The 21,774-nt window shown below is 67.6% G+C and carries 25 protein-coding genes; 17 read left to right on the top strand and 8 right to left on the bottom strand.

From position 1 onward, the window contains the following. Positions 1-259 precede the first annotated feature (259 nt). The 3 genes from J8I34_RS11730 to J8I34_RS11720 all read left to right on the top strand — a co-directional run bounded on the left by J8I34_RS11730 (position 260) and on the right by J8I34_RS11720 (position 2,669). Positions 260-646, top strand: a complete 387-nt coding sequence (locus J8I34_RS11730; protein WP_209806098.1) for a DUF488 domain-containing protein — start codon at positions 260-262, stop codon at positions 644-646. A gap of 56 nt (positions 647-702) precedes the next feature. Beyond that, entirely contained in the window at positions 703-1,947 is a 1,245-nt protein-coding gene (locus J8I34_RS11725) for a nucleoside recognition domain-containing protein (RefSeq protein ID WP_209806097.1), read from the top strand. Positions 1,948-2,390: 443 nt separating this feature from the next. After that, positions 2,391-2,669: a DUF1488 family protein gene (locus tag J8I34_RS11720; RefSeq protein WP_029046679.1), complete on the top strand. Its 279-nt coding sequence runs from the start codon at positions 2,391-2,393 to the stop codon at positions 2,667-2,669. Between the two features lie 63 nt (positions 2,670-2,732). Here the strand turns inward: J8I34_RS11720 and J8I34_RS11715 are convergent, their stop codons facing one another. Further along, the gene (locus tag J8I34_RS11715) at positions 2,733-3,203 is read right to left on the bottom strand and encodes a universal stress protein (RefSeq protein ID WP_029046678.1); all 471 of its coding nucleotides are present in this window, start codon (positions 3,201-3,203) and stop codon (positions 2,733-2,735) included. A gap of 225 nt (positions 3,204-3,428) precedes the next feature. On the opposite strand from J8I34_RS11715, the gene paaA reads away from it, so the two are divergent. The 7 genes from paaA to J8I34_RS11680 all read left to right on the top strand — a co-directional run bounded on the left by paaA (position 3,429) and on the right by J8I34_RS11680 (position 8,993). Next, positions 3,429-4,445, top strand: coding sequence for a 1,2-phenylacetyl-CoA epoxidase subunit PaaA (gene paaA, locus J8I34_RS11710; RefSeq protein WP_029046677.1), 1,017 nt, complete (start codon positions 3,429-3,431; stop codon positions 4,443-4,445). Between the two features lie 40 nt (positions 4,446-4,485). Continuing rightward, entirely contained in the window at positions 4,486-4,773 is a 288-nt protein-coding gene (gene paaB, locus J8I34_RS11705; RefSeq protein ID WP_022536879.1) for a 1,2-phenylacetyl-CoA epoxidase subunit PaaB, read from the top strand. A gap of 12 nt (positions 4,774-4,785) precedes the next feature. Further along, positions 4,786-5,628 (top strand): 1,2-phenylacetyl-CoA epoxidase subunit PaaC, encoded by an 843-nt coding sequence (gene paaC, locus J8I34_RS11700; protein ID WP_209775829.1) that lies wholly within the window; start codon positions 4,786-4,788, stop codon positions 5,626-5,628. A 31-nt stretch (positions 5,629-5,659) separates the two neighbouring features. Further along, complete coding sequence (paaD, locus tag J8I34_RS11695) at positions 5,660-6,220, top strand: 1,2-phenylacetyl-CoA epoxidase subunit PaaD (protein ID WP_209775830.1); 561 nt, start codon at positions 5,660-5,662, stop codon at positions 6,218-6,220. 27 nt (positions 6,221-6,247) lie between these two features. Continuing rightward, a complete protein-coding gene (gene paaE / locus J8I34_RS11690) occupies positions 6,248-7,336 on the top strand; it encodes a 1,2-phenylacetyl-CoA epoxidase subunit PaaE (RefSeq protein ID WP_209806096.1) in 1,089 nt (362 codons plus the stop codon). 233 nt (positions 7,337-7,569) lie between these two features. After that, positions 7,570-8,364: a DUF1835 domain-containing protein gene (locus J8I34_RS11685; RefSeq protein ID WP_029046673.1), complete on the top strand. Its 795-nt coding sequence runs from the start codon at positions 7,570-7,572 to the stop codon at positions 8,362-8,364. Positions 8,365-8,375: 11 nt separating this feature from the next. Further along, positions 8,376-8,993 carry a TetR/AcrR family transcriptional regulator gene (locus J8I34_RS11680; protein ID WP_029046672.1) on the top strand — a complete coding sequence of 206 codons (618 nt, stop codon included), beginning with the start codon at positions 8,376-8,378 and terminating at the stop codon, positions 8,991-8,993. A gap of 35 nt (positions 8,994-9,028) precedes the next feature. Here the strand turns inward: J8I34_RS11680 and kefC are convergent, their stop codons facing one another. Together kefC and kefF are read right to left on the bottom strand one after the other, a co-directional pair. Next, positions 9,029-10,843 carry a glutathione-regulated potassium-efflux system protein KefC gene (gene kefC, locus J8I34_RS11675; protein ID WP_209806095.1) on the bottom strand — a complete coding sequence of 605 codons (1,815 nt, stop codon included), beginning with the start codon at positions 10,841-10,843 and terminating at the stop codon, positions 9,029-9,031. After that, entirely contained in the window at positions 10,840-11,394 is a 555-nt protein-coding gene (gene kefF / locus J8I34_RS11670; RefSeq protein WP_209806094.1) for a glutathione-regulated potassium-efflux system oxidoreductase KefF, read from the bottom strand. The genes kefC and kefF overlap by 4 nt, the downstream gene beginning before the upstream one ends. Before the next feature lie 334 nt (positions 11,395-11,728). Here kefF and J8I34_RS11665 point away from each other — a divergent pair, with 334 nt between their 5' ends. Continuing rightward, positions 11,729-12,427 carry a GNAT family N-acetyltransferase gene (locus J8I34_RS11665; protein ID WP_029046669.1) on the top strand — a complete coding sequence of 233 codons (699 nt, stop codon included), beginning with the start codon at positions 11,729-11,731 and terminating at the stop codon, positions 12,425-12,427. Positions 12,428-12,512: 85 nt separating this feature from the next. Here the strand turns inward: J8I34_RS11665 and J8I34_RS11660 are convergent, their stop codons facing one another. From J8I34_RS11660 to J8I34_RS11640, 5 genes are all read right to left on the bottom strand, one after another. Further along, positions 12,513-13,007, bottom strand: coding sequence for an Lrp/AsnC family transcriptional regulator (locus J8I34_RS11660; protein ID WP_010813460.1), 495 nt, complete (start codon positions 13,005-13,007; stop codon positions 12,513-12,515). Between the two features lie 417 nt (positions 13,008-13,424). Next, the gene (locus J8I34_RS11655) at positions 13,425-14,021 is read right to left on the bottom strand and encodes an EF-hand domain-containing protein (protein ID WP_029046668.1); all 597 of its coding nucleotides are present in this window, start codon (positions 14,019-14,021) and stop codon (positions 13,425-13,427) included. 154 nt (positions 14,022-14,175) lie between these two features. Beyond that, entirely contained in the window at positions 14,176-14,907 is a 732-nt protein-coding gene (locus J8I34_RS11650) for a type II secretion system protein N (protein ID WP_029046667.1), read from the bottom strand. A 96-nt stretch (positions 14,908-15,003) separates the two neighbouring features. Continuing rightward, positions 15,004-16,224: a globin domain-containing protein gene (locus J8I34_RS11645; RefSeq protein ID WP_029046666.1), complete on the bottom strand. Its 1,221-nt coding sequence runs from the start codon at positions 16,222-16,224 to the stop codon at positions 15,004-15,006. Between the two features lie 94 nt (positions 16,225-16,318). Then, positions 16,319-16,771 (bottom strand): RrF2 family transcriptional regulator, encoded by a 453-nt coding sequence (locus J8I34_RS11640; RefSeq protein WP_029046665.1) that lies wholly within the window; start codon positions 16,769-16,771, stop codon positions 16,319-16,321. A 209-nt stretch (positions 16,772-16,980) separates the two neighbouring features. Between J8I34_RS11640 and gspG the strand changes: the two genes are divergently transcribed. The 6 genes from gspG to gspL all read left to right on the top strand — a co-directional run bounded on the left by gspG (position 16,981) and on the right by gspL (position 21,770). Then, positions 16,981-17,454: a type II secretion system major pseudopilin GspG gene (gene gspG / locus J8I34_RS11635; RefSeq protein ID WP_029046664.1), complete on the top strand. Its 474-nt coding sequence runs from the start codon at positions 16,981-16,983 to the stop codon at positions 17,452-17,454. A gap of 27 nt (positions 17,455-17,481) precedes the next feature. Further along, positions 17,482-17,979 carry a GspH/FimT family pseudopilin gene (locus J8I34_RS11630; RefSeq protein WP_209806093.1) on the top strand — a complete coding sequence of 166 codons (498 nt, stop codon included), beginning with the start codon at positions 17,482-17,484 and terminating at the stop codon, positions 17,977-17,979. After that, on the top strand, positions 17,976-18,374 hold the full coding sequence (gspI, locus tag J8I34_RS11625) for a type II secretion system minor pseudopilin GspI (protein WP_209806092.1): 399 nt from the start codon (positions 17,976-17,978) through the stop codon (positions 18,372-18,374). Before J8I34_RS11630 ends, gspI begins: the two co-directional genes overlap by 4 nt. After that, positions 18,352-19,059, top strand: coding sequence for a PulJ/GspJ family protein (locus J8I34_RS11620; protein ID WP_209806091.1), 708 nt, complete (start codon positions 18,352-18,354; stop codon positions 19,057-19,059). Before gspI ends, J8I34_RS11620 begins: the two co-directional genes overlap by 23 nt. Next, the gene (gene gspK, locus J8I34_RS11615) at positions 19,056-20,090 is read left to right on the top strand and encodes a type II secretion system minor pseudopilin GspK (protein ID WP_209806090.1); all 1,035 of its coding nucleotides are present in this window, start codon (positions 19,056-19,058) and stop codon (positions 20,088-20,090) included. Before J8I34_RS11620 ends, gspK begins: the two co-directional genes overlap by 4 nt. A gap of 219 nt (positions 20,091-20,309) precedes the next feature. Beyond that, positions 20,310-21,770 (top strand): type II secretion system protein GspL, encoded by a 1,461-nt coding sequence (gspL, locus tag J8I34_RS11610; protein WP_209806089.1) that lies wholly within the window; start codon positions 20,310-20,312, stop codon positions 21,768-21,770. The last annotated feature ends 4 nt before the right edge of the window (positions 21,771-21,774 follow it).

Genomic DNA, 21,774 nt, shown 5'->3' with positions numbered 1-21,774 from the left:
CAGTGCTGCCTTGCAGCGCCGCGTTGTGTTGCGAGGGGGCGAATATTAAGGGACGCCGAGGGGCTTGGCAAGGGGTTCCAGGAAATAATTCGAATCGATCACAATCGTGGCTCGAGCTGCTCTTAATGGCACAGGAGCGTCCTCCTATATAGACGTCACAGAAACGTGCAGATGTTTGTCATGCACGACCCCATGATTCATGATCTGGTCTTCAGCCTCGCGCAGCCGCGCAGGCAGTCCGGACCGCGGGACCTCCTCCATGACCATCCGAATCGTAAGACTGGGAACACCACGCGCAGCTGACGAAGGGCTTCGCATCGGTACAGTGCGGCGACCACCACGCGGCGTGCCGAAGTCCGAGTTCGCCAGCCGTGACTATTACGATGTTTGGTACCCTGCCCTGTCTCCTACCCCAGAGTTGGTCTCACAGGCGCAGGGCGCCACAGACGATAAGGCATGGAGAGCATTCGTCCGCCATTTCCGCAAGGAAATGGGCGAGCCGGAGCCGAGCCGCACGCTCGACCTGCTGGCTGCGCTGTCGCACCAGACCAATTTCTCACTTGGCTGCTATTGCGAAGACGAGGCGCACTGCCACAGGTCGGTCCTGCGCGAACTGCTGGCCGAGCGCGGCGCAAAAATCGCCTGATCGGCCCTGCCTGGCGGGTGACTTTCCCGCTTTGACCTTTTCGCTTGCGCAATCCGATGGCCCTGAACGTTGTCTGGCTCGGCTTTTTCCTGGTTTCCTTTGCCGCCGCATGCATTCGCCTCGCCAGCGGCGACCTGGCTGTCTTCCCCGCCATGCTGTCGAGCCTGTTCGACAGTTCCCGCACGGCCTTCGAGATTGCGCTCGGACTGGCGGGCGTGATGAGCCTGTGGCTGGGCATCATGCGCGTCGGCGAGCGCGCCGGAGTCGTCGACGCCTTTGCGCGGCTGGTGAATCCATTGCTGCGGCATTTTTTCCCCGGTGTGCCGCAGGGCCATCCGGCGCAAGGCGCCATGATGATGAATGTGTCGGCTAACCTGCTGGGCCTGGATAACGCGGCGACGCCTCTCGGGCTGAATGCCATGCGCGAGCTGCAGGCGCTGAACCGTCGCCCGGACGTGGCCACCGATGCGCAGATCATGTTCATCGTGCTGAATACGGCCGGACTAACGCTGATCCCGACCTCGGTCATCGCGATCCGACAGGCCATTGCCGTCAAGCAGGGGCTGGTGGGCTTCAATGCGGCGGACATTTTCCTGCCGACGCTGCTGGCTACCGGTGGCTCGTGCCTTGCCGGTTTGCTGGCTGTCGCCTGGGTGCAGCGGCTCAATCTGCTGCGGCCCGCCGTGCTGGTCGCTTTCGGCATGGTTGCTGCGGCGCTCTCCGGCATGTTCGCCTGGCTGAAGCATGCGCCGCCCGAGCAGGTCGGCAGCGTGACGGCATTGGCAGGCGCGGGCTTTATCCTGTCGCTGATCACGCTGTTCCTGGTCTGCGGTGCCCTGCGGAGGGTCAACGTCTACGAGGCCTTTATCGATGGCGCGAAGGAAGGTTTCGGCGTGGCCGTGCAGATCATCCCTTATCTGGTTACCATTCTGGTTGCGATCGGCTTGTTCCGGGCGACGGGCTGCATGGACGTGTTGATGGGGTGGCTGACGTTGGGCTTTGCGCATCTCGGCATCAATACTGATTTTGTCCCGGCCTTGCCGGTCGGCCTGATGAAAATCCTGTCAGGTGCCGGCGCACGCGGGCTGATGGTCGATGTGATGACGACTTATGGCGTCGACTCATTCCAGGGACGCCTTGCGGCCATCATCCAGGGATCGACCGAAACCACCTTCTATGTCTTGGCGGTCTACTTTGGCAGCATCAATGTGCGGAATACCCGGCATGCGCTGGGATGCGCACTGGTGGCCGACACCGTCGGCATTTTTTCTGCCGTAGGCGCTGCTTATTTGTTTCGATAGCGCCGGCGATTCGATCGTTGTTGTACGGGCACAACATCATTGTGTGCATCGCCAGACATTGACACAATTGAGCTTGGTGCGACGCAGCAAACCATGTATAGTGAAGTCTGTCTCCTCCACCACCTCGGTGGATTCCAACCCACGCATAACCTGCGTGGGTTTTTTTTCTTGAAACCGGCCATTGCAACAAAACATTGCGCAGCAAGCGCCGGCAAGGCCCGCGCTTTGTGCATCACGCACCACGGATGCCTTTTGACACGCCCGCCCAGGGTGTCGCATGGCAGCGCGGTTCCACCCGCGCCGCCTTTGCTGCAATGCACCAACCCATGACAGCCGGGCGCACCGCAGTCCGCACAGTCCGCGCAGTCCGTTCAAGGACCTTTACGGGAGACCACGGCGACCTACAATAATCGAATACGTCCGTCGCCAGCACGAGGTACGCCATGCCTGAGATCACGTTCCCTCGCAGCGTCCCGACCTACTGCGCAGCCAGCCTCACGCTGTCCTGTCCCGCTACGGTCAATGGCAGCCCGACCCAGTATTCCGTCACCGCGGAAGCCCTTGAGGCCCACTTCGGTGCGCGCTCGCCGCGCGAGGAAGACCTGGTTGCCGCCTTCACCAGTAATCGCCAGCGCATCGAAAGCCTCGCCGAAAGCCTGTTCGAGCTGACACAGGCGCGCGAGATCGTGCTGCGCAGTGGCCATTTCCGCTTCGCCGGCTGACCCGCCGCGATTGACACCGCATCCAAGCCGAGACGCCGGGCCAGCCCGGCGTCTTGCGCATGCTCAGTCGGCCTTGGCTTCGCCACGCACCAGCAGCACCGGCGTGGTCGACTGCCGGATCACGGCTTCCGCCACGCTGCCCAGTACCAGCCGGCGCACGCCACGCCGCCCGTGCGTGCCAATTACCAGCAGATCCGCGCCCCACTGGCGCGCGGCTTCGTTGATCGATGCGCCAATATCGCCGGGCACCGGCGCCTCGCTGACCAGCCGGGTTTCATGCGGCACGCCGGCCGCCGACAGTTGCTGCGCGGCGTCCTGCAGCGCGCGCTGGCCGCTTTCCTCGAATGCCTTCTGCAGCTGGCTCGGATCGTAGTAGCCGACGTCGAACATCGGCGTACCCGTGTCGACGACATAGAGCGCCAGCACCATGGCACCGCCCGGTGCCGCTACGCGGATGGCTTCGGCCAGCGCCAGTCCCGACGTGCTGCTGCCATCCACCGCCACCACGATCTTGCTGTATGCCGCGCTTGCCATTTGCGTAACCTCCGTAGACAAAGGGAATAAGGAGTTGGACGGCAGAAGGCCGCTCCGCCTTAGATACTACACGTGCGCAGACCGTCACGCGCCAGCGCTGCCACGGCGACAGTCAGCACAACCCGGCTCGCCTTAAATTGACCGACCGGTCGGCTTATATATAATAGGGCCAGCCGCCGCGCCAACGGTCCCCCACCGTCCGCGGCCCCCGCCAGAGGAGGCGCTATGTACACCCAAAGCCTGGACGTTCCCGGCCACTCGGACTCCGCACAGATCGCCACCCCTCGGGACGATGACGTCCGCCAGGCCGCTTTCGACGCGCGTATGTCAGCCGACGGCAAGATCGAGCCGCAGGACTGGATGCCGGCGGCCTACCGCAAGACACTGGTGCGGCAGATTTCCCAGCACGCGCATTCAGAGATTGTCGGCATGCTGCCCGAGGGCAACTGGATCAGCCGCGCGCCGTCACTCAAGCGCAAGGCGATCTTGCTGGCCAAGGTGCAGGACGAAGGCGGCCACGGCCTGTACCTGTACTCCGCGGCCGAAACGCTGGATGTCTCCCGCGACGAGCTGGTCGACGCGCTGCACAGCGGCAAGGCCAAGTATTCGTCGATCTTCAACTACCCGACGCTGAGTTGGGCCGACGTCGGCGTGATCGGCTGGCTGGTGGACGGGGCGGCGATCATGAACCAGATCCCATTGTGCCGCTGCTCATATGGGCCGTATGCACGCGCCATGATCCGCATCTGCAAGGAGGAGTCGTTCCACCAGCGCCAGGGCTTCGACGCGCTGCTCGCGATGATGCGTGGCACCGACGCCCAGCGCGAGATGGTGCAGGACGCGGTCAACCGCTGGTGGTTCCCGGTGCTGATGATGTTCGGCCCGCCCGACGCGGCCTCGACCAACAGCGCGCAGACCATGGCCTGGGGCATCAAGCGCATCTCGAATGACGATCTGCGCCAGAAGTTCGTCGATGCCACGGTGGAGCAAGCGCGGGTGCTGGGTGTGACGCTGCCCGACCCGGGACTGCAATGGAACGCCGAGCGCGCCCACTATGACTACAGCCCGCTGGACTGGGACGAGTTCTGGCGCGTGATCAACGGCGACGGTCCCTGCAATAAGGAACGCCTGGCCACGCGCGTCAAGGCGCACGAGGAAGGCGCCTGGGTCCGCGAAGCCGCGCTCGCCCACGCCGCCAAGCTGGCCGAGCGCGAAGCGGGCGAGCGCCGCGCCGCCGCCTGACCAATGCTGCATCCCGGGCACGAGGATTGAGGAGACAACAATGAACCGCAAGGAATGGCCGCTGTGGGAAGTGTTCGTGCGCAGCAAGCAAGGCCTGGAGCACAAGCATTGCGGCAGCCTGCACGCCGCCGATGCGCAACAGGCGCTGCACATGGCGCGAGATGTCTACACGCGGCGTCAGGAAGGCGTGTCGATCTGGGTGGTGCCGTCCGCCGCCATTACGGCGAGCGTGCCGGAGGAAAAGCCGGAGCTGTTCGACCCCATGGCTGACAAGATCTACCGGCATCCGACGTTCTACCAGCTGCCCGACGAAGTCAACCATATGTAAGGGCCACGCACGATGACCGCGTCCCCGCAACCCGCCTCCCTGGATCATCTGCCGCCGGCCCGCGCCGCCGCGCTGCGCTACGTGCTGCGCCTGGCCGACAACGCGCTGGTGCTCGGCCAGCGCAATGCCGAGTGGTGCGGCCACGGCCCGGTGCTGGAAGAAGACATTGCGCTGGCCAACATCAGCCTCGACCTGATCGGCCAGGCGCGCCTGCTGTATGGGCGCGCCGGCGAACTGGAAGGCGAACTGACCGGCCTGCCGCGCCATGAAGACGACTATGCCTATTGGCGCGCCGAGCGCGATTTCCGCAACTGGACGCTGGTGGAACTGCCCCATCGCGGCCCGCTGGCCGGCACCGCCGCCGCGGAGCGCGACTACGCGGTCACCATCATGCGCAACTTCCTGTACAGCGCGCTGATGGTGGAGTTGTGGGAAGCGCTGCAGTCCAGCGGCGACGCGCAACTCGCCGCCATCGCCGCAAAGTCAGTCAAGGAGGCGCGCTACCACCTGCACCATGCCGCCGGCTGGGTAGTGCGCCTGGGCGACGGCACCGAAGCGTCGCACGTCCGCATGCAGCGGGCCCTGGACCACCTGCTGCCCTATATGAATGAGTGCTTTGCCGAAGACCCGGTGGAAGCCGAAGCCGCGGCACAGGGAATCGGCATCGTCACCGCCTCGCTGCGATCGGCCTGGGATGCGACCGTTGCCGAGACCTTGCAAGCCGCCACGCTGGCGCTACCGCCTGCGAGCAGCTTTGTCTCGACCGGCAAGCTCGGCGTGCATTCCGAACACATGAGCTACCTGCTGGGCGAGATGCAGGGGCTGGCGCGAGCCCATCCGGGCGCCCAATGGTAAGCGCCCGCTTCGCCGCAAAGGATTGACCGGCATGAACGTCACCACCCTGCCCCACCCAGCGAAAGCTGCCGCCGATGCGCGCGTCGCGAAGGCGTGGGCGGCGCTCGAAGCGGTTCCCGACCCGGAGATCCCGGTGGTGTCGATCCGCGACCTCGGCATCCTGCGCGGCATCGCCGCCGATGCCGACGGCACGCTGGAAGTCACGATTACACCCACCTACTCCGGCTGTCCGGCGATGTCACAGATCGCCGAAGACATCGGCCAGGCGCTCGACGCCGCCGGCCTGGCGCCGTGGCGCCTGCGCACCGTGCTGGCGCCGGCGTGGACCACCGACTGGATCACCCCAGCCGCGCGTGAACGATTGCGCGAATTCGGTATCGCGCCGCCCGGCCAGTGCGACGCACCGGCGACGGCGCAACCGTTGCGCTTCGTCCCGCGTGCCGCGCGCGCCGGCGCCCCGGACCGCGTCGCCTGCCCGCGCTGCGGCAGCTTGCACACGCAGGAAATCTCGCGCTTCGCCTCGACGGCGTGCAAGGCGCTGTACCGCTGCCTGGATTGCCGCGAGCCGTTCGACTATTTCAAACCCTATTGAGCCCCGCCGGGCCAAAGCCAGGCTGCCATGACCCCACAGTTCCACCCGCTGCGCGTGGCGCAGGTACGCCCCGAGACTGCCGACACCATCTCGATCGCGTTCGAGGTGCCGGAAACGCTGCGCGCCGCCTACCGCTTCACCCAGGGCCAGTTCCTGACGCTGAAGGCGCCGGTCGACGGCAAGGACTTGCGGCGCTCATATTCGATCTGCTCGGCGGTGCAGGACTACGACGCACAGGGCGAACTGCGCGTGGCGGTGAAGCTGGTAGAGGACGGGCTGTTTTCGTCCCACCTCCATGACTCCATCGCACCCGGCCAGGTGATCGACGTGATGACGCCGGACGGCCGCTTCCATGTACCGCTGGATCCGGCCACGGCGCGCCACTATGTTGCCTTTGCCGCGGGCAGCGGCATCACGCCGGTGCTGTCGCTGATCCGCACCACGCTGCAAGCCGAGCCGCGCAGCCGGTTCACGCTGGTCTACGGCAACCGCAATGTCGACAGCATAATCTTTTCCGAGGCGCTGGAAGACCTGAAGAACCAGTACCTTTCGCGCTTCACGCTGTACCACGTGCTGTCGCGCCAGCCGCAGGAGGTCGACCTGCTGCACGGACGGCTTGACCACGACCGCGTCACCGCCTTCCTCCAGACCCTGATCCCGGTGGATGACATCGATGCGGCGTTCGTTTGCGGGCCTGCTTCGATGATCGACGAAGCCGAGGCGGCACTGCGCGACGCTGGCGTGGATCCGCACCGCATCCACGCCGAGCGCTTCGGCGTGCCGCTCGCGCAGGCCAGGCCCAAGCCTTCGCACACGCATGCCGACCACGCGGGCACCGCAGAGCTGGTGGTCGTGCTCGACGGCAAGCAGCACAGCATGCGCCTGCCGCTGGAAGACGCCAACGTGCTCGATACCGCGCTGGCCGCCGGGCTCGACCTGCCATACGCCTGCAAGGGCGGCGTCTGTTGCACCTGCCGTGCCAAGGTGCTGGAAGGCAAGGTCGAGATGGAGAAGAACTACACGCTCGAGCCGTGGGAGATGGAAAAGGGCTTCGTGCTCACCTGCCAGGCGCGCGCGCTGACGCCGCGGGTGGTGGTCAGCTACGACGAACGCTGATCCAGGTACGCGGCGGCAGGCGGCCGGCGCCCCGTGCGCGTGCCGACGCTCGCCGCCATTGGCCAGGCCCGGCCGTGATTACAATGACGGCAGGCCGGCAGCGGCCTGGCGCGATGCTTGCGGGGGGGGTAAAACAGCGGCTTGCGCATGGCCTTGCACGGCAGCACCCGCCGACTGTGGCGCCGGTGCCGCCCGGTGCCAGCGAACCGTCCCACCCATATACAATCACGGCCATGCAATATATCCACGTCGTCAACGGTGATGTAGCAGGCACGACCCTGCGCCAGGCGCTGGCGCAGGCCGCGCGGCCGGACCCTGTCGTGGTGCTGCGCGACGACCTGGCCGTGGGGCCGCTGGCCGACATCGACAGCACCGGGCTGATCCGTTCCGGCTTCTGGCAGCGGGTCGCCCCGCACACCGACATCGATTTCGCCGCCGAGATGCGCCAGGCGCTGGACCAGCTCCAGAGGCTGCGCCAGGACGAACTGGAAATAGCCATCTGGCACGGCCAGAGCGCGGCCGACCAGCTGATGCTGCGCCGGGTCGTGTTCCACCTGTACCAGGCGCCGCAACGGATCAATGAAGTCGCGATGGACCTGCGCGAGCTGGAGATGCCCGCCCAAGGCAACCTGGCCGCCATCGGCATGTATTCGGCGGCACGGCTGGCGCGGCGCTTTTCCACGATCGCGCCGGTTTCGGTGCTGCGGCTGGGACGGCTGGGCTACGAGTGGCAGCAGAACGTCAAGGAAAATGCCGACGTCCGCCTGTGGAAAGGCAACACGCTGGTTCCCGCCGCCTACCACACCATCGACGACATCATCATGGATCGCGCGCCGGCGGAATGGACCCCCGCGGCTCAGGTGGTGGGCAGCGTGATGGGGGCGATCGAAGGCCTGCTGGCCAGCGACTGGTTCGTGTTCTGGCGCTGCCGCGAGCTGATTGCCTCCGGCCAGATGGTGCTGCGCGGCAATTCCGACTCGCTCGAGACCTGCGAGTTGCGCCGCCGCGCCGGCGGCGGTGGCGAGTAACCCCGATACACATGGCCCGTACCAAGGCACCCGATTTCGAGGCCCAGCGCGAACAGATCCTGGACCTGGCCGCCGCCGCCTTCGCCAACAGCAGCTACCCCAGCACCTCGATGGCCGACCTGGCCGCCGCCTGCGGCACGTCCAAGGCGCGCCTCTACCACTATTACGAGAGCAAGGAAGCGATCCTGTTCGACCTGCTGGACCGCTACACGCGGCGGCTGATGCTGCTGGTCACCGAGGTGGAGGCCGACGCCGAGCGCCATGCGCGCACCGACAAGGAGGCGTTCGCCAACCTGATCCGCGCCTTCCTGGCCGAATACGAAACCTCGCAGACACGCCATATCGCGCTGATCAACGACGTCAAGTTCCTCGCCGAAAGCCAGCGCGACGTGATCCTGGGCCGCGAGCGCGACGTGGTGGCGGCCTTCTCGCGCCTGCTGCGCCGGGCCTACCCGGAGCGTGTCACGCGCGATAACCAGACCGCCCTGACCATGACCGTGTTCGGCATGATCAACTGGACCTTTACCTGGCTCAAGCCGGGCGGCCGGCTGTCGTACGCGGACTTTGCCGAGACAGTGCTCGACCTGCTCGAAGGCGGGCTGCCGGGCCGCGCCGCCACGATCCGCTGACGCAGGCGGGCCCGCCGCGGCCCGCCCCGCCATCGTCAGGACCACCCTGCCTCTTCGCGCTGCCGGCGTTGCTCGCGGTCCTGCCTGAACATTTCCTCCAGCTCGTCGCGGGCCTGGCGCGCCAGCGAGACCAGCTTCTTCTGGTCGGTGTAGTGCGGGTAGAAGCGGTCGATCGCCTGGATGTTGTGCCGGCGGAAGCGCAGCGCGACGTTGCGCGCCTCGGCGGGGTCGAAGCCCAGCCCTTCCAGGACACTCCGCCCCATCCTCAGCGAACCCTCGAACATCTCGCGTTCGAACAATTGCACGCCGCGGTCCATTAGCTGATAGATATGCGACACATGGCGCGCCCGCGCATAGATCTGCAGTTGCGGATAGCGCTCGCGCACCCGGTCGATCAGCTGCAGGCTCTCGTCCATGCCGTCGATCGCCACCACCAGGATGCGCGCGCGGGCGATGCCGGCGGCTTCGAGCAGGTCCAGCCGCGTGGCATCGCCATAGAAGATCTTGAAGCCGTACTGGCGCAGGAACTCGATCTGGTCCGGATCGTGGTCGAGCACCGTGACGCCGATGCCCTGGCTATACAGCAGCCGCCCGATGATCTGTCCGAAGCGGCCGAAGCCGGCGATCAGCACCGGGTTGTCCTGCGGCGTGATGGCCTCGTCCGGACGAGCCTTGGCGCGACCCAGCCGAGGCGCCACCAGCTGGTCATAGGCCAGCAGCAGCAACGGCGTTGCCACCATCGACAGCGCCACCACCAGCACCAGCAAGGCCTCGGTCTCGCGCGGCAGCAAACCCGCGCCGCCGGCCACGCCGAACACCACGAAGGCAAACTCGCCGCCCTGCGAGATCAACAGCGCAAACAGCAGCCGCTGGCCACGCGCGATGGCGAACTCACGCGCCAGCAGCATCAGCACCGCGGTCTTGGCGACGACGAAGGCCACCACCAGCCCGAACACCAGCCAGGGCGAGCGCGCCAGCACGGCAAAGTCGATCGACATGCCGACCGCCATGAAGAACAGTCCCAGCAGCAGCCCCTTGAACGGCTCCAGGTCGGCCTCCAGCGCATGGCGGTATTCCGAATCGGCCAGCAGCACGCCGGCCAGGAAGGTCCCCAGCGCCATCGACAGCCCGACCGCATCCATCATCAGCGCGATGCCCACCACCAGCAGCAACGCAAACGCGGTGAACATCTCGCGCATGTCGGTGCGCGCGATAAAGCGCAGCGCCGGCCGCACCAGGTAGCGGCCGCCGGCCACTACCGCACCGATCACCGCCACTGCCTTCACGCCCGCCAGCCAGCCGGCGGCGCCGGCACCGGCACTTTCGGCTCCTTCGACGGCAAGCAGCGGCAATAGCGCGATCATCGGGATGGCGGCAATGTCCTGGAACAGCAGGATGCCGAAGCTGGCCGCACCGGCCGGCGTGCCGAACAGGTTGCGCTCGGTCAGCGTCGCCAGCGCGATCGCGGTGGACGACAGCGCCAGGCCCAGGCCCGCGACCAGCGCCACCTGCCATGACGCCCCCGCCAGCGCGGCGGCCGCTCCGATCACCAGCGCGCAGGCGGCAAGCTGGGCGCCACCGTAGCCGAATATGCTCCGCCGCAAGGCCCACAGCTTGCGCGGCTCCAGTTCCAGGCCGATGACGAACATCATCAGCACCACGCCGAACTCGGAGAAATGCAGGATCGATTCGACATCGGAAACCAGGCGCAGCGCAAACGGGCCGATCGCCGCCCCTGCCAGCAGGTAGCCCAGCACGGCGCCCAGGCCGCTGCGCCGCGCCAGCGGCACCGCCACCACCGCCGCTACCAGGAACACCAGCAGCGCAATCAGGAAGTCATGCTGGTTCATGCGCGCACCTCCGCGGGCATGGCGTCGGCGCCCAGGCGCCCGCAGACGTGCGCGATATGATCGGCCAGGGCCTGCGCATCGGCGTTGTCGGCACCATGCAGCACCACCGGCGGCAGCCAGGTCATGCCGCAAAGGAGCGCGGTCTGCTCCAGCGGCAACAGGAATTCGCCGATCGGGTGGCCATGGTTGCCGTCGGGACCGTAGGCATCGGCGCTGCCGCCGGTACTGACCACCGCCAGCATCGACTTGCCGCGCAGCGCCGTGCCGCCAGGGCCATAGGCCCACCCGTGCTCGAGCACCTCATCCAGCCATAGCTTGAGCAGCGCGGGCACGCTGTACCAGCGCACCGGAAACTGCAACACGACGGTGTACGCGACCGCCAGCACGCGCTGCTCGGCGACGACGTCGATGTCGTAATCCACATAGGAACGGTAAAGATCGCGTACCTGGACCTGCGGCAGCGAGGCCAGGGCGTCGGCAAGCGGCCGGTTGACGCGCGATCGGCTGGGCGTGGGATGCGCGTAGATCACTGCAATGGGAGACTCGGTCATCGAAGACGGGGCGGCTTGGCGAAGGGAGGGTGGATCGTGGCGCGAGCATGGCTCGATTGCGGCGTTGCAACATATCCACAGTTGATCCCGCGCAACAATTCATCACATTTTGTTAGGCCATTGATTTTATTGCATTTTTCGAAGCGATGCGGCGGCGCGGCCGGCTGCTGCGGCGCAGGAAGCTTACGCCAGACTGACAATTCCACTACAATACTTTTCACGCTGCATCAAGATGGTGTTTCCCCGAATCACGCACCGAGCCAGGGAAAAGTGCCTGGCGGAACACCAACGCAGTGCCTATTTTTATCTGTGATCGCACCAGGAAGGAATTAACGTGAACCCGCTCGAACTGAGCAAGGCTGTCGGCGCACTGACCGACGAAGATCTGCGCAAGGCAGCTGCAGCGACGCAGGCCGCCCATCGCGCCACCGTTCTGGTGCGCGAGTTGGCGGCCCATCACCGTTCGCGCCTGCTGAAGCATTTCCTCGCCCTGGGCGAGGAGGATCGCCTGCTCCGTTTCGGCCAGTCGGTGGGCGACCACGTGATCGAAGCCTACGTGGACAGCATCGACTTCGACCACGACACCGTGTTCGGCGTCTACGACGACAAGCTCGAGCTGGTCGGCGTGGGCCACTTCGCCAACCTGCGCGACAACGCCCAGGGCCGCGTGGCGGAGTTCGGCGTGTCGGTGTCGCGCAGCGCCCGTGGCCGCGGTATCGGCAGCGCGCTGTTCGAGCGTGCGGCCATGCATGGCCGCAATACCAGCGTGCGCACGCTGTACATGCACTGCCTGTCGCGCAACGCCGCGATGATGCACATTGCCAAGAAGGCCGGCATGAAGGTCCAGTACGCCTACGGCGAGGCCGACGCGTACCTGGAACTGCCGCCGGCGGACACCGTCAGCCGCCTGACCGAGGCGCTGGACGAGCAGATGGCCGACCTGGACTATGCAGTCCGTCGCAACCTGCGCGACGCGCGCCGCTTCGGCCTGCGCTTCTGGCGCTCGATGGTGCCGCAAAAGCACACCGCCTGAGGCACACCGCCTGAGCGCGCTTCGCCGCACGGCCACCACGGCGCATCGCAACGATGCGCCGTTTTTGCATGTGCGCCCGGACCGCTCAGGCCGCGCCGCCAACCGGCAGTGCCGTGGTGTCCTTGATGCTTTCCAGCGCAAAGCTGGAGCGCACGTCGATCACCGACGGATGGGCCAGCAGTTGCTCCTGCATGAAGCGCGCGAAGTGCTCCATGTCCTCGACATAGACCTTGAGCAGCAGGTCCATCTCTCCGGTCATGGCATGGCATGCCGCCACCTCGGGCCATACCGCGATAGAAGCGCGGAACAGGTCCAGCGGCGCCTTGCCCTTGGGCGCGCCCCCGTGCTTCTCCAGCCGGACATTGATATAGGCCAGCAGGCCGAGCCCGATCTTGTTCGGCTCCAGCAGCGCCGCGTATTGCCGGATCACGCCGATCTCCTCCAGCCGCCGGATGCGGCGCAGGCAGGGACTGGGCGACAGGTTGACGCGCTCGGCCACCTCCAGGTTGGTCAACCGGCCGTTGGTCTGCAGCACTTCCAGGATCTTCCGGTCGATCTTGTCCAACTCCACCTTGCTCACGATATTGTTGCTCCGCAATATGTTTATTGGCAATTTTTTTGCGCAAATTTAGCAAGCCGTGCACAAGTACGCAATTTTTTGTGTGATTGCGTCCGCTACGGGCCGGTTTTCCGACGAATCGGCAGCCTTTTGGGTCACTCGCGCTGCAGCCGGTCGGGCTGGGCAAACCTGTCTGCCGGCACGGCCGCGGTGTTGCGGTCGCGCCTGCGCCGACCCGAGAAGGCAAGGATGGTGCCAAGCCGGCCGCACAGGGAAGCGGCATTCTACGGGCGTTTGCCGCCGGGGTCAGATACTTCCTGGTCGACGCACGGTCCGACGCGGTGACGGACCGGGCCAAAGCAAAAGCGCGCGGCCCGGAGGCACGCGCGCTGAACAGCGGTTTCAGGACAGGACAGCCATGACCGTCCTGCTGCGGCATCAGCCGCCGCTGGTGGATGGGGCACCCGGTGAAGACGGGTTCGCGGGAGCCGGCTGGCTGCCCGGAGCGCCCTGGCCCTGCGGGCCACGGCGATGGTGGTCGCGGTGCATCTTCTGCATGCCGGCGCGGATTTCGTCGCGGGTCAGCTTGCCGTCGCGGTTGGCGTCGAGCTGGTCGAAGCGGTTGCCCAGCCGCGGCAGGCCGGCATTGGCCTCGGCCTTGGTCAGGGCGCCGTCGCCGTTCTTGTCGGCTGCCTTGAATTTCTCGTCGAAGGCGGCCTGCATGCGGGCGTGGCGCTCGGCCATGACGGTCTTGCGGTGCGCGTCCATCTCGGCCTTGTCGATCTTGCCGTCACGGTTGGTGTCCAGCTTGTTGAAGTAGGCGTCGGCCTCGGCCTTCGAGATCGTGCCGTCGTTGTCGGTATCGACCGCCTTCATCCAGCCGCCGCCATGGCCCATATGGTGGTGGCCGGGGCCGGGCTTGCCGGCCGGTGCGGCGGGCGCGCTGGCCTGGGCGAAGGCGCCGCCGGCAACCAGCAGGGCGGCCGAGGCGGCCAGGAACTGCTTCAGGATCTGCTGCTTGTGATTGCGTTGCATGTCTTGCTCCTTGTCATCACGTTGGCATGTACGGATTAGAACGCAGACGATGCAGGGAGGTTGGCGCTTTTAATACGATGTTACCCGCCTCACAGAAAGGCTGGCGGCCCGTAAGGGAACGCAACGGGAGGCGAATATTCGCGGCCTTGCCAGCTTATTTCTTGGGGACCAGCATCCCGTCCTGGCTGGGCGGCGGCGCCATCATGGGCTGATGCTGGGCCGCGGGTTGCGGCTGGGATTGGGTCTGGACTTGCGGCTGCGGGGGCTGGCCTGGAGCCGGCTGGATGGGTTGGGCCTGCTGGATAGGTTGCGCCGGGGCCGGCTGGCTTGCCACCGGGGCCACCGGAGCCGGCGGCGGCATCGGCGTCGCCATAGGCGCGGCGGCGCCGGCTGGCGGCGTCGGCAGCGCGGGAGCCGGCGCACCGGCGGCGGGTGCGCGCGCGGCGCCCTGCTGCACCGGCAACGCGATCTCCTGGCGCACGCCGCTGCGGTCGATCACTACCGAACGCTGGCGGATCTCCACCAGCCGGATCTGCTGCGACAGCTCGGCGCCGGACCGCACCGCCTTGGGCGGCCCGCCGTCCAGTGAAACGATCGCCGCGCCGGCCCCGCCATCGATTTCGGCCACCACGCCGAGCAGTTGCACGTCGCGCGGACCGCCCTGGGCCGAGCCGCCGAACAGTGTCGCCACGGCGCCGGTCTCGACAGCCTCGGTCTGGGCAACACGCGCGCTCTGCGGCACCGGCAGGGTGCGCATCGCGCTGAAGGTCAGAACCCAGTATGTGGCCAGCGCGCACAGCGCGACAAACAGCGCTACGCTCGCCAGGCGCGGCAGCCACGGCGCCGCGGCGTTGAAGCGAAGGACAGGCCGGAGGGAGAGTTGCACGGGAACGGTACCCCTGACGCGGATTGGAGGATCGCGCCAAGCGTACCAGAGCCACATGACACTGTCGCCATCACCGGCCAAGCCGTGGCAACGGGCTCAGAGCAGGTGGTCGAGCAGGTCCGGGCCGAAGACTTCGCGGTCGATGTGCGCCACCGGCACGCCGGCGCTGACCAGCGCATGGCGCTGCGCCTGCATGAAGCCCAGCGGCCCGCACAGGTAGAAGCGGCCGTCGATGAAGCGCTGCAGCTCCGGCCGGGCCAGCAACTCGGCCATCGGCATGGTGCCGGCGTGATCGTAGTCGCGGCCGATGGCGTCGCCGGCCTCGGGCTCTTCATAGCTGATATGCGTCACCAGTTGGGGCAACCGCTCGCGCGCCCACTGCAGGTCGGCGCGATGTGCGTGGTGGCGGCCGCTGCGCGAGGCGTGGGCGAACAGGATCGGACGCTGCGAGCTTTGGGCGGCAAGCGTGCGCAGCACCGAGATCATCGGCGTGATGCCGATGCCGCCCGACAGCAGCACCAGGGGGCGATGGCCGTCGAGCGCCGGGGTGAAATCGCCGAACGGCGCGCTGACCTTCAGCTCGGTGCCTTCCTGCGCGTTCGCATGCAGCCAGTTGGAAACCGCGCCAGCCGGCGTCGACTGGTCGCCATCCTCGCGCTTGACCGAAATGCGCCAGGTGGGCAGGCCGGTCTCGCCCGACAGCGAATACTGGCGCAGCTGGCGCGTGCCGTTATCGAGACGCGCCTCGACGCTGATGTACTGGCCGGGGCGGAAGTCGCGCAGGGGGCCGCCGTCGGCGGCCGCCAGCGTCAGCGACACCACTTGCTCGCCCTGCGCTTCGCGGCGCACCACGCGCACCGCCGTGAGCTCGCCGGCGGCAACGCCGGTGCGCTGGTACAGCCGTGCCTCGGCGGAGATCAGCTCGCCGGCCAGCAGCCAATAGGCTTCGTCCCAGGCAGCCAGCAGCGGCGGCGTGGCGGCATCGCCCAGCACGGCCTTGATCGCGCCCAGCAGGTGGCGGCCGACGATCGGGTAATGCGACGGAGTCAGACCCACTGACGCATGCTTGTGCACGATGCGGTCGACCACCGGCGCCAGCGCGGCGCCATTGTCGATGTTGGCGGCGTAGGCGAACACGGCCGACGCCAGCGATTGCTGCTGGCTACCGTTGGCCTGGTTGCCCATGTTGAACATCTGCGTGAGCTCAGGCCGGTCAGAGAACATCTCGCGGTAGAAATGGGTGGTGATGGCCAGGCCATGCTCGCGCAGCACGGGGACGCTCGCATCGATATAGGGGCGGGAAGCGGCGGACAGCATCAAATAACACTCCGTTTAATTCATGCATGCAATATGCATGTTTTTTCGCACAATAAAACCGGCGCTCGTGGGCGCCTGCACGGACAAAGTCCACTCAGGCCGAACGCCGGTTCAGGAAATCGCGATGCAGCCGGATGATCGACTCGGCAGTCTTGCTGCCCGTGACATCGGCCAGCGTGACATCGTCCAGCGCGCGGTAGAACGCCTGCTCGGCCACGTCCAGCGCGCGCTTCAGGCGGCAGTTGCCGTTCAGCGCGCAAGGCGGGTTGTCGCAGTCGATGATGGCCTTGTGGCCTTCCAGCTCGCGCAGGATGGTACCGATGGTCAGCTTGTCGGCACCCGGCCCGAGCTGCAGGCCGCCGTGGCGGCCGCGCGTGGCCGTGATCCAGCCCAGCTTCGACAGCCGCGCCGCCACCTTGACCAGGTGGTTGTGCGAGATGTCGAACTGCTGGCCCACTTCCGCAATGGTGATGGGCCGGCTGCCGTCGCCACGGGCGACGTACATCAGCAGGCGCAGTGCATAGTCGGAAAAACGGGTCAGTTGCATCGTGGCGGCAATCTTAAAAAATATGCATTCAGGATGCAAGTTAAATCAGGCCAAAGGGAACAGGTAGTGACTTGCATCGCACATTGCTGCGGCGCCGACGCCACCCCCCATAAAACAGTCATGTGGCGCCGGTTATACTGACTGGCGAAACCGGCCCGCCGCCAGCCCGGCCGCGAGCCCAGCCATTCCAGCAACGAGGTTCACAGACGATGCGCATTTTCCCTACCCGTTCCGCCAGCCCTGCCCGTTCCCGGCCGGCACGCGCCCGCCGCGCGCGCGGCTTCACCCTGATCGAAATCATGGTGGTGATCGTGATCCTTGGCGTGCTGGCGGCGCTGGTAGTGCCCAAGATCATGAGCCGTCCGGACGAAGCGCGCATCGTCGCGGCACGCCAGGATATCTCGTCGATCATGCAGGCGCTCAAGCTGTACCGGCTCGACAACAGCCGCTACCCTGCCACCGAGCAAGGCCTGGCAGCGCTGGTGACCAAGCCCACCACCGAGCCGGTGCCGAACAACTGGAAGGGCGGCGGCTACCTGGAAAAGCTGCCCAAGGACCCCTGGGGCCATCCGTACCAGTACCTGAACCCGGGCGTGCGCGGCGAGATCGACGTGTTCAGCTTCGGCGCCGACGGCCAGGCCGGCGGCAACGGCAACGACGCCGATATCGGCAACTGGGAATAAATCCCGCGCCCACATCTTCCCTGACCCATGACCACGGCGCCGCACCGCCGCGCGCCCTTGCGGCGCCGGGGCTTTACCCTGCTCGAGCTGCTGGTGGTCATGGTGATCGCCGGCATCGTGATCTCGCTGGTTGCGGTCAACGCCTCGCCCAACGAGCGTGGACGCGTGCTGGATGACGGCCAGCGCATCGCGCGGCTGTTCGAGCTGGCGCAGGAAGAGGCGCAGCTCGGCGCCCGCCCGATCGCCTGGGAAGGCGACGCCGGCGGCTGGCGCTTCCTGGAATCGACTCCGAACGGCTGGATCCCCATGCGCACCGACGTGTTCGCGCCGGGCCATTGGCGGCTGGCGCTGGACCAGGTGGTGGTTGCCGAAGGCGGCCGGCCCACCGGCACCGGCGGCCCGATGAGGCTGGTCTTCGGGCGCGAGTTGATCGATATGCCACAGCGGCTGGTCCTGGTGCGCGGCGATATCCGCGTGGACATTACCGGCGATGGTGGCGGCCGTTACTTCGCCAGCACGCCATGACCCGCACTCCCCGCCGCCGCCGCGCCGGCTTCACGCTGATCGAGGTACTGGTCGCGCTGACCATCCTGGCGGTCGCGCTGACCGCGGCGATGCGCGCCATGGGCTCGATGGTCGACGCCGGCGCCGCGCTGCAGACCCGCATGCTGGCCGAATGGAGCGCCGAGAACCACCTGGCCGCGCTGCGCCTGTCCAAGACCTGGCCCGAGCCCGGCATCAGCGGTTATGCGTGCCCGCAAGGCGGCACCCCGCTGTACTGCGAGCAATCGGTCTCGGGCACGCCCAACCCGGTTTTCCGCCGCGTCGAGATCGCGGTCTACCCATCCGCCGCCGACAAGTCCGTGCGGCTGGCGTGGCTGGTCACCATCGTTCCCAATGAAGCCCGCAACGTGCTCTGAGCGCCAACGCCCGGGCCAGCGCACCCGCGGCTTCACGCTGCTGGAGATGCTGGTCGCGATCACGCTGCTGGCGGTGATGGCGGTGATCGGCTGGCGCGCGCTCGACAGCCTGACGCGCAGCCGCGAGCGCCTGACCGACCACGATGCGCGCCTGGATGCGCTGAAGATTCTCTACGGCCAGTTCCAGGCTGACTGCGAGCATCTTGCCAACCCCACGCTGCTGCAGGGCAGCCCGGTCGAGGTCGGCCCGGACCGGCTGTTGCTGGTGCGCGACCGCCGCGACGAGGGGCAGCCGCCCACGTGGCAGGTGCTCTCATACCAGATCGATGGCAATACGCTGGTGCGGGTGGCCGCGCCGCCGGTGGCCGACCGGGCCGGGCTGCAGTCGGCGCTGCTGTCGCTGCGCCAGGGCGGCAACAATGCGGCGCAGGTGCGGCGCGTGCTGCCCGACGTCGCCGGAATGAGCGCGCGCGCCTGGGTGGAGCCTGCCGGCTGGCAGGCCGACACCGGCCGCATCCGCAACGTCCTGTTCGCCGGCAATGCCGCCAGCGCGGTGGCGGCTTCGGACGCCGGCACGGCGCAGCCCGACACCGCCGTGCGCGCGGTCGAACTGACCGTGCTCGCGCGCATGGGCGACGGCGACGCGCCGCGGCAGTTCCAGAAGATCTGCATGACCGGGCTATGAGGCGCGTCCCCGTCCGCTCCCGCCCGGCCTTCGCGCGGCGCCGCGCCCGCGGTGCCGCCGTGGTCACCGCGCTGCTGATGGTGACGCTGGCCGTGGTGGTGGTGTCCGGCATGCTGTGGCGCCAGCAGGTGCAGATCCGTGCCATCGAGAACCAGCGGCTGCTGGCGCAGGCGACCTGGATCGAGCGCGCCGCGGTCGACTGGGCGCGGCTGATCCTGCGCGACGACCAGCGCCGCACCAATGTCGACCAGCTCGGCGAGCCCTGGGCGGTGCCGATCGCCGAAACCCGGCTGTCCGATTTCCTCGGCGCTTCGCTGCGCACCGACGTGGCCGGCGAAAACTCGTTCCTGTCCGGCCGCATTCTCGATGCCCAGGCCCGCTTCAACCTCGCCAACCTGGTGATCTGGACCGCCACCGCTGGCCAGGGGCGCGCCGCTTCGGTCGATCCCGCGGCCGAGGCCGCCTACCGCCGCCTTCTGCAGACGGTAGGCCTGAACCCGCAACTGGCCGAGTCCACCGCGCGCGCCATGCTGCAGGCGGCGCAAAGCGGCAGCGGCGATGGCGGCGGCCGAGCGGCGCCGCGCCCGCTCGACAGCGTGCAGGGGCTGCTGTCCCTGCCCGGCTATACGCCGGAAATGGTCGCCGTGCTGGAGCCGTTTGTCACCGTGCTGCCCGCACGCACCCTGGTCAACGCCAACACCGCCGAGGCCGAGGTGCTGGCCGCCGTGATCGACAAGCTGCCACTGGAGCGCGCCCGCGAACTGGTACGCCAGCGCGACCGCGCCTATTTCAACAACATCGGCAACGTGCAGACCCAGCTGGCAGCGGTCGCGCCCCAGGCCGACAGCGCCAGCCTGGCCAATATGATCGACGTGCGCACGCACTATTTCCTGGTCTACGGGCTGGTTCGCCACGAACGCGCCAGCCGGCTGCAGGTGTCGCTGGTCTTCCGTGGCGAGCCACTGGGTGCCACCAATACGACGCGGGTGGTCTGGATACAGGACGCCGACCGGCTGCCGGACCTGCGCTGAATGTCTGATACAACGCGCACGCAGCCCGCATAGGCGACGCAATTTGCGGGGTATTGGCAACCGGGGAGAATGGTATTGACGCGGTTTAGTCACACAGGCAAGGTATGCTGCGAGGCTGGCGCGAGCGAGGCGCCACGCGGCAATGCGCCTTCCCCGGTTTTTTCCCCCATGTCCCGCCACTGACGCCATTGACGCCACTGACGCCACGTTAAGGAAAACTTGAGCACCACCCTGTACGTCCGCCTGCCGCACCGGCCGCACGATCAACCGCAACCCTGGCAGTTCGGCGCCCTGCCGTTCGCCCTTGCGCGCACTGGCACGGATGCCGCACGGCGCGGGGCTGGCAGCACGGTCCCTGAAGTGTTGCGCGAAGGCCACGCCCGCATCGCCGACCTGCCCGCTGCCGAACGGCTGGTGCTGATCCTGGCCGCCAGCGACGTACTGCTGACCACAGCCACCGTGCCGCCGCTGCCGCCGGCGCGCTTGAAACAGGCGCTGCCCAACCTGATCGAGGACGCGCTCGCCACCGACGCCCAGCCCTGCCATATCGGCGTGGGGCCCGCGCTCGACGGCAGCGCCGCGGTTCGCGGCCCGCGCCGGCGACTGCTGATGGTGGCCGACCGCGCCTGGCTGCGGGCCGTGCTCGACGCCTTTGCCGAACACCGCCATCGCCGCCGCCATGTGTTGCCGGCGCAGCTGTGCCTGCCGTTGGCAGAGGCAGAGGCAGCCGCAACCGAGGCGCCCGGCGCCGAGCCCACGCTGCGCCCGGCGGAGGAAGCCGGACGGGAGGAGCCAGCAACGCTGGTGGTCGAGGCGGCCGCCAGCGCCCTGGCCGCCGGCGGCGAACTGCTCGACAGCGCCACCGTCGGCACCACCGGGCCAGCCCCTGCGCTGGCCAGCCAGTGGCAACTGACCGTGCGCACCGGCGCACACGCCGGCTACGGCCTGCTGCTGGGCGACGACGCGCTCGCGGCCTGGCAAGCGCTGGCGCCCGACGGCACCTGGTACGCCGACGCCGATGCCGCCGCCGCGGCGCCGGTTCCCGCATTGCGCAACGCCGCCCGCGCCGGCTGGCCGCTGTGGATCGAAGGCGCGCAGGCGTGCCTGCGCGAGCCGGCACTGGACCTGGCGCAGTTCGAGTTCGCGCAGGGCCGCGCCGACCGCTGGAACCTGGCTGCATGGCGGATTCCGCTGGCGCTTCTGGCCGGCATCGTGCTGGTGCAGGTGCTGGGCATGAACATCCACTGGCTGCTGCTGCGCAACGAGCAGCAGCGCGTGGAAGCCGCGCAGCAGCAGGCCTTGCGCAGCGCCTTCCCGCAGACCCAGGCCATCCTCGACGCGCCGCTGCAGATGCGCCGGCAGGTCGAGCAGCTGCGCATCGCCAGCGGCCGCAGCACGCCGGAAGACTTCCTGCCGCTGGCCGACCGCTTTGCCCAGGCCGCGCGCCGGCTGCCGCCCGATGCGCTGCAGGCGCTGGAATACCGCGGCCGCATGCTGGTGGTGACGCTCAAGCCGGGCACGGACATTGCCAGTTTGCGCAATGCCGCGCGCCAGGCCGGCCTGCAGATGGAAGAGGACAAGACCGGCGGCAGCGCACCGGGCAGTGCAGGAGGCGGTGCTGCAGGTGGCGCGACGCCGGTGACGCCGGGCTCGCGCTGGACCGTCAGGCCAGGCCTGTGAGCGC

Source organism: Cupriavidus phytohabitans, from assembly GCF_017815025.1.
GTDB lineage: Bacteria > Pseudomonadota > Gammaproteobacteria > Burkholderiales > Burkholderiaceae > Cupriavidus.
Note: the sequence above shows the minus strand (reverse complement) of the source record. Positions and strands in the feature narration are given on the sequence as shown.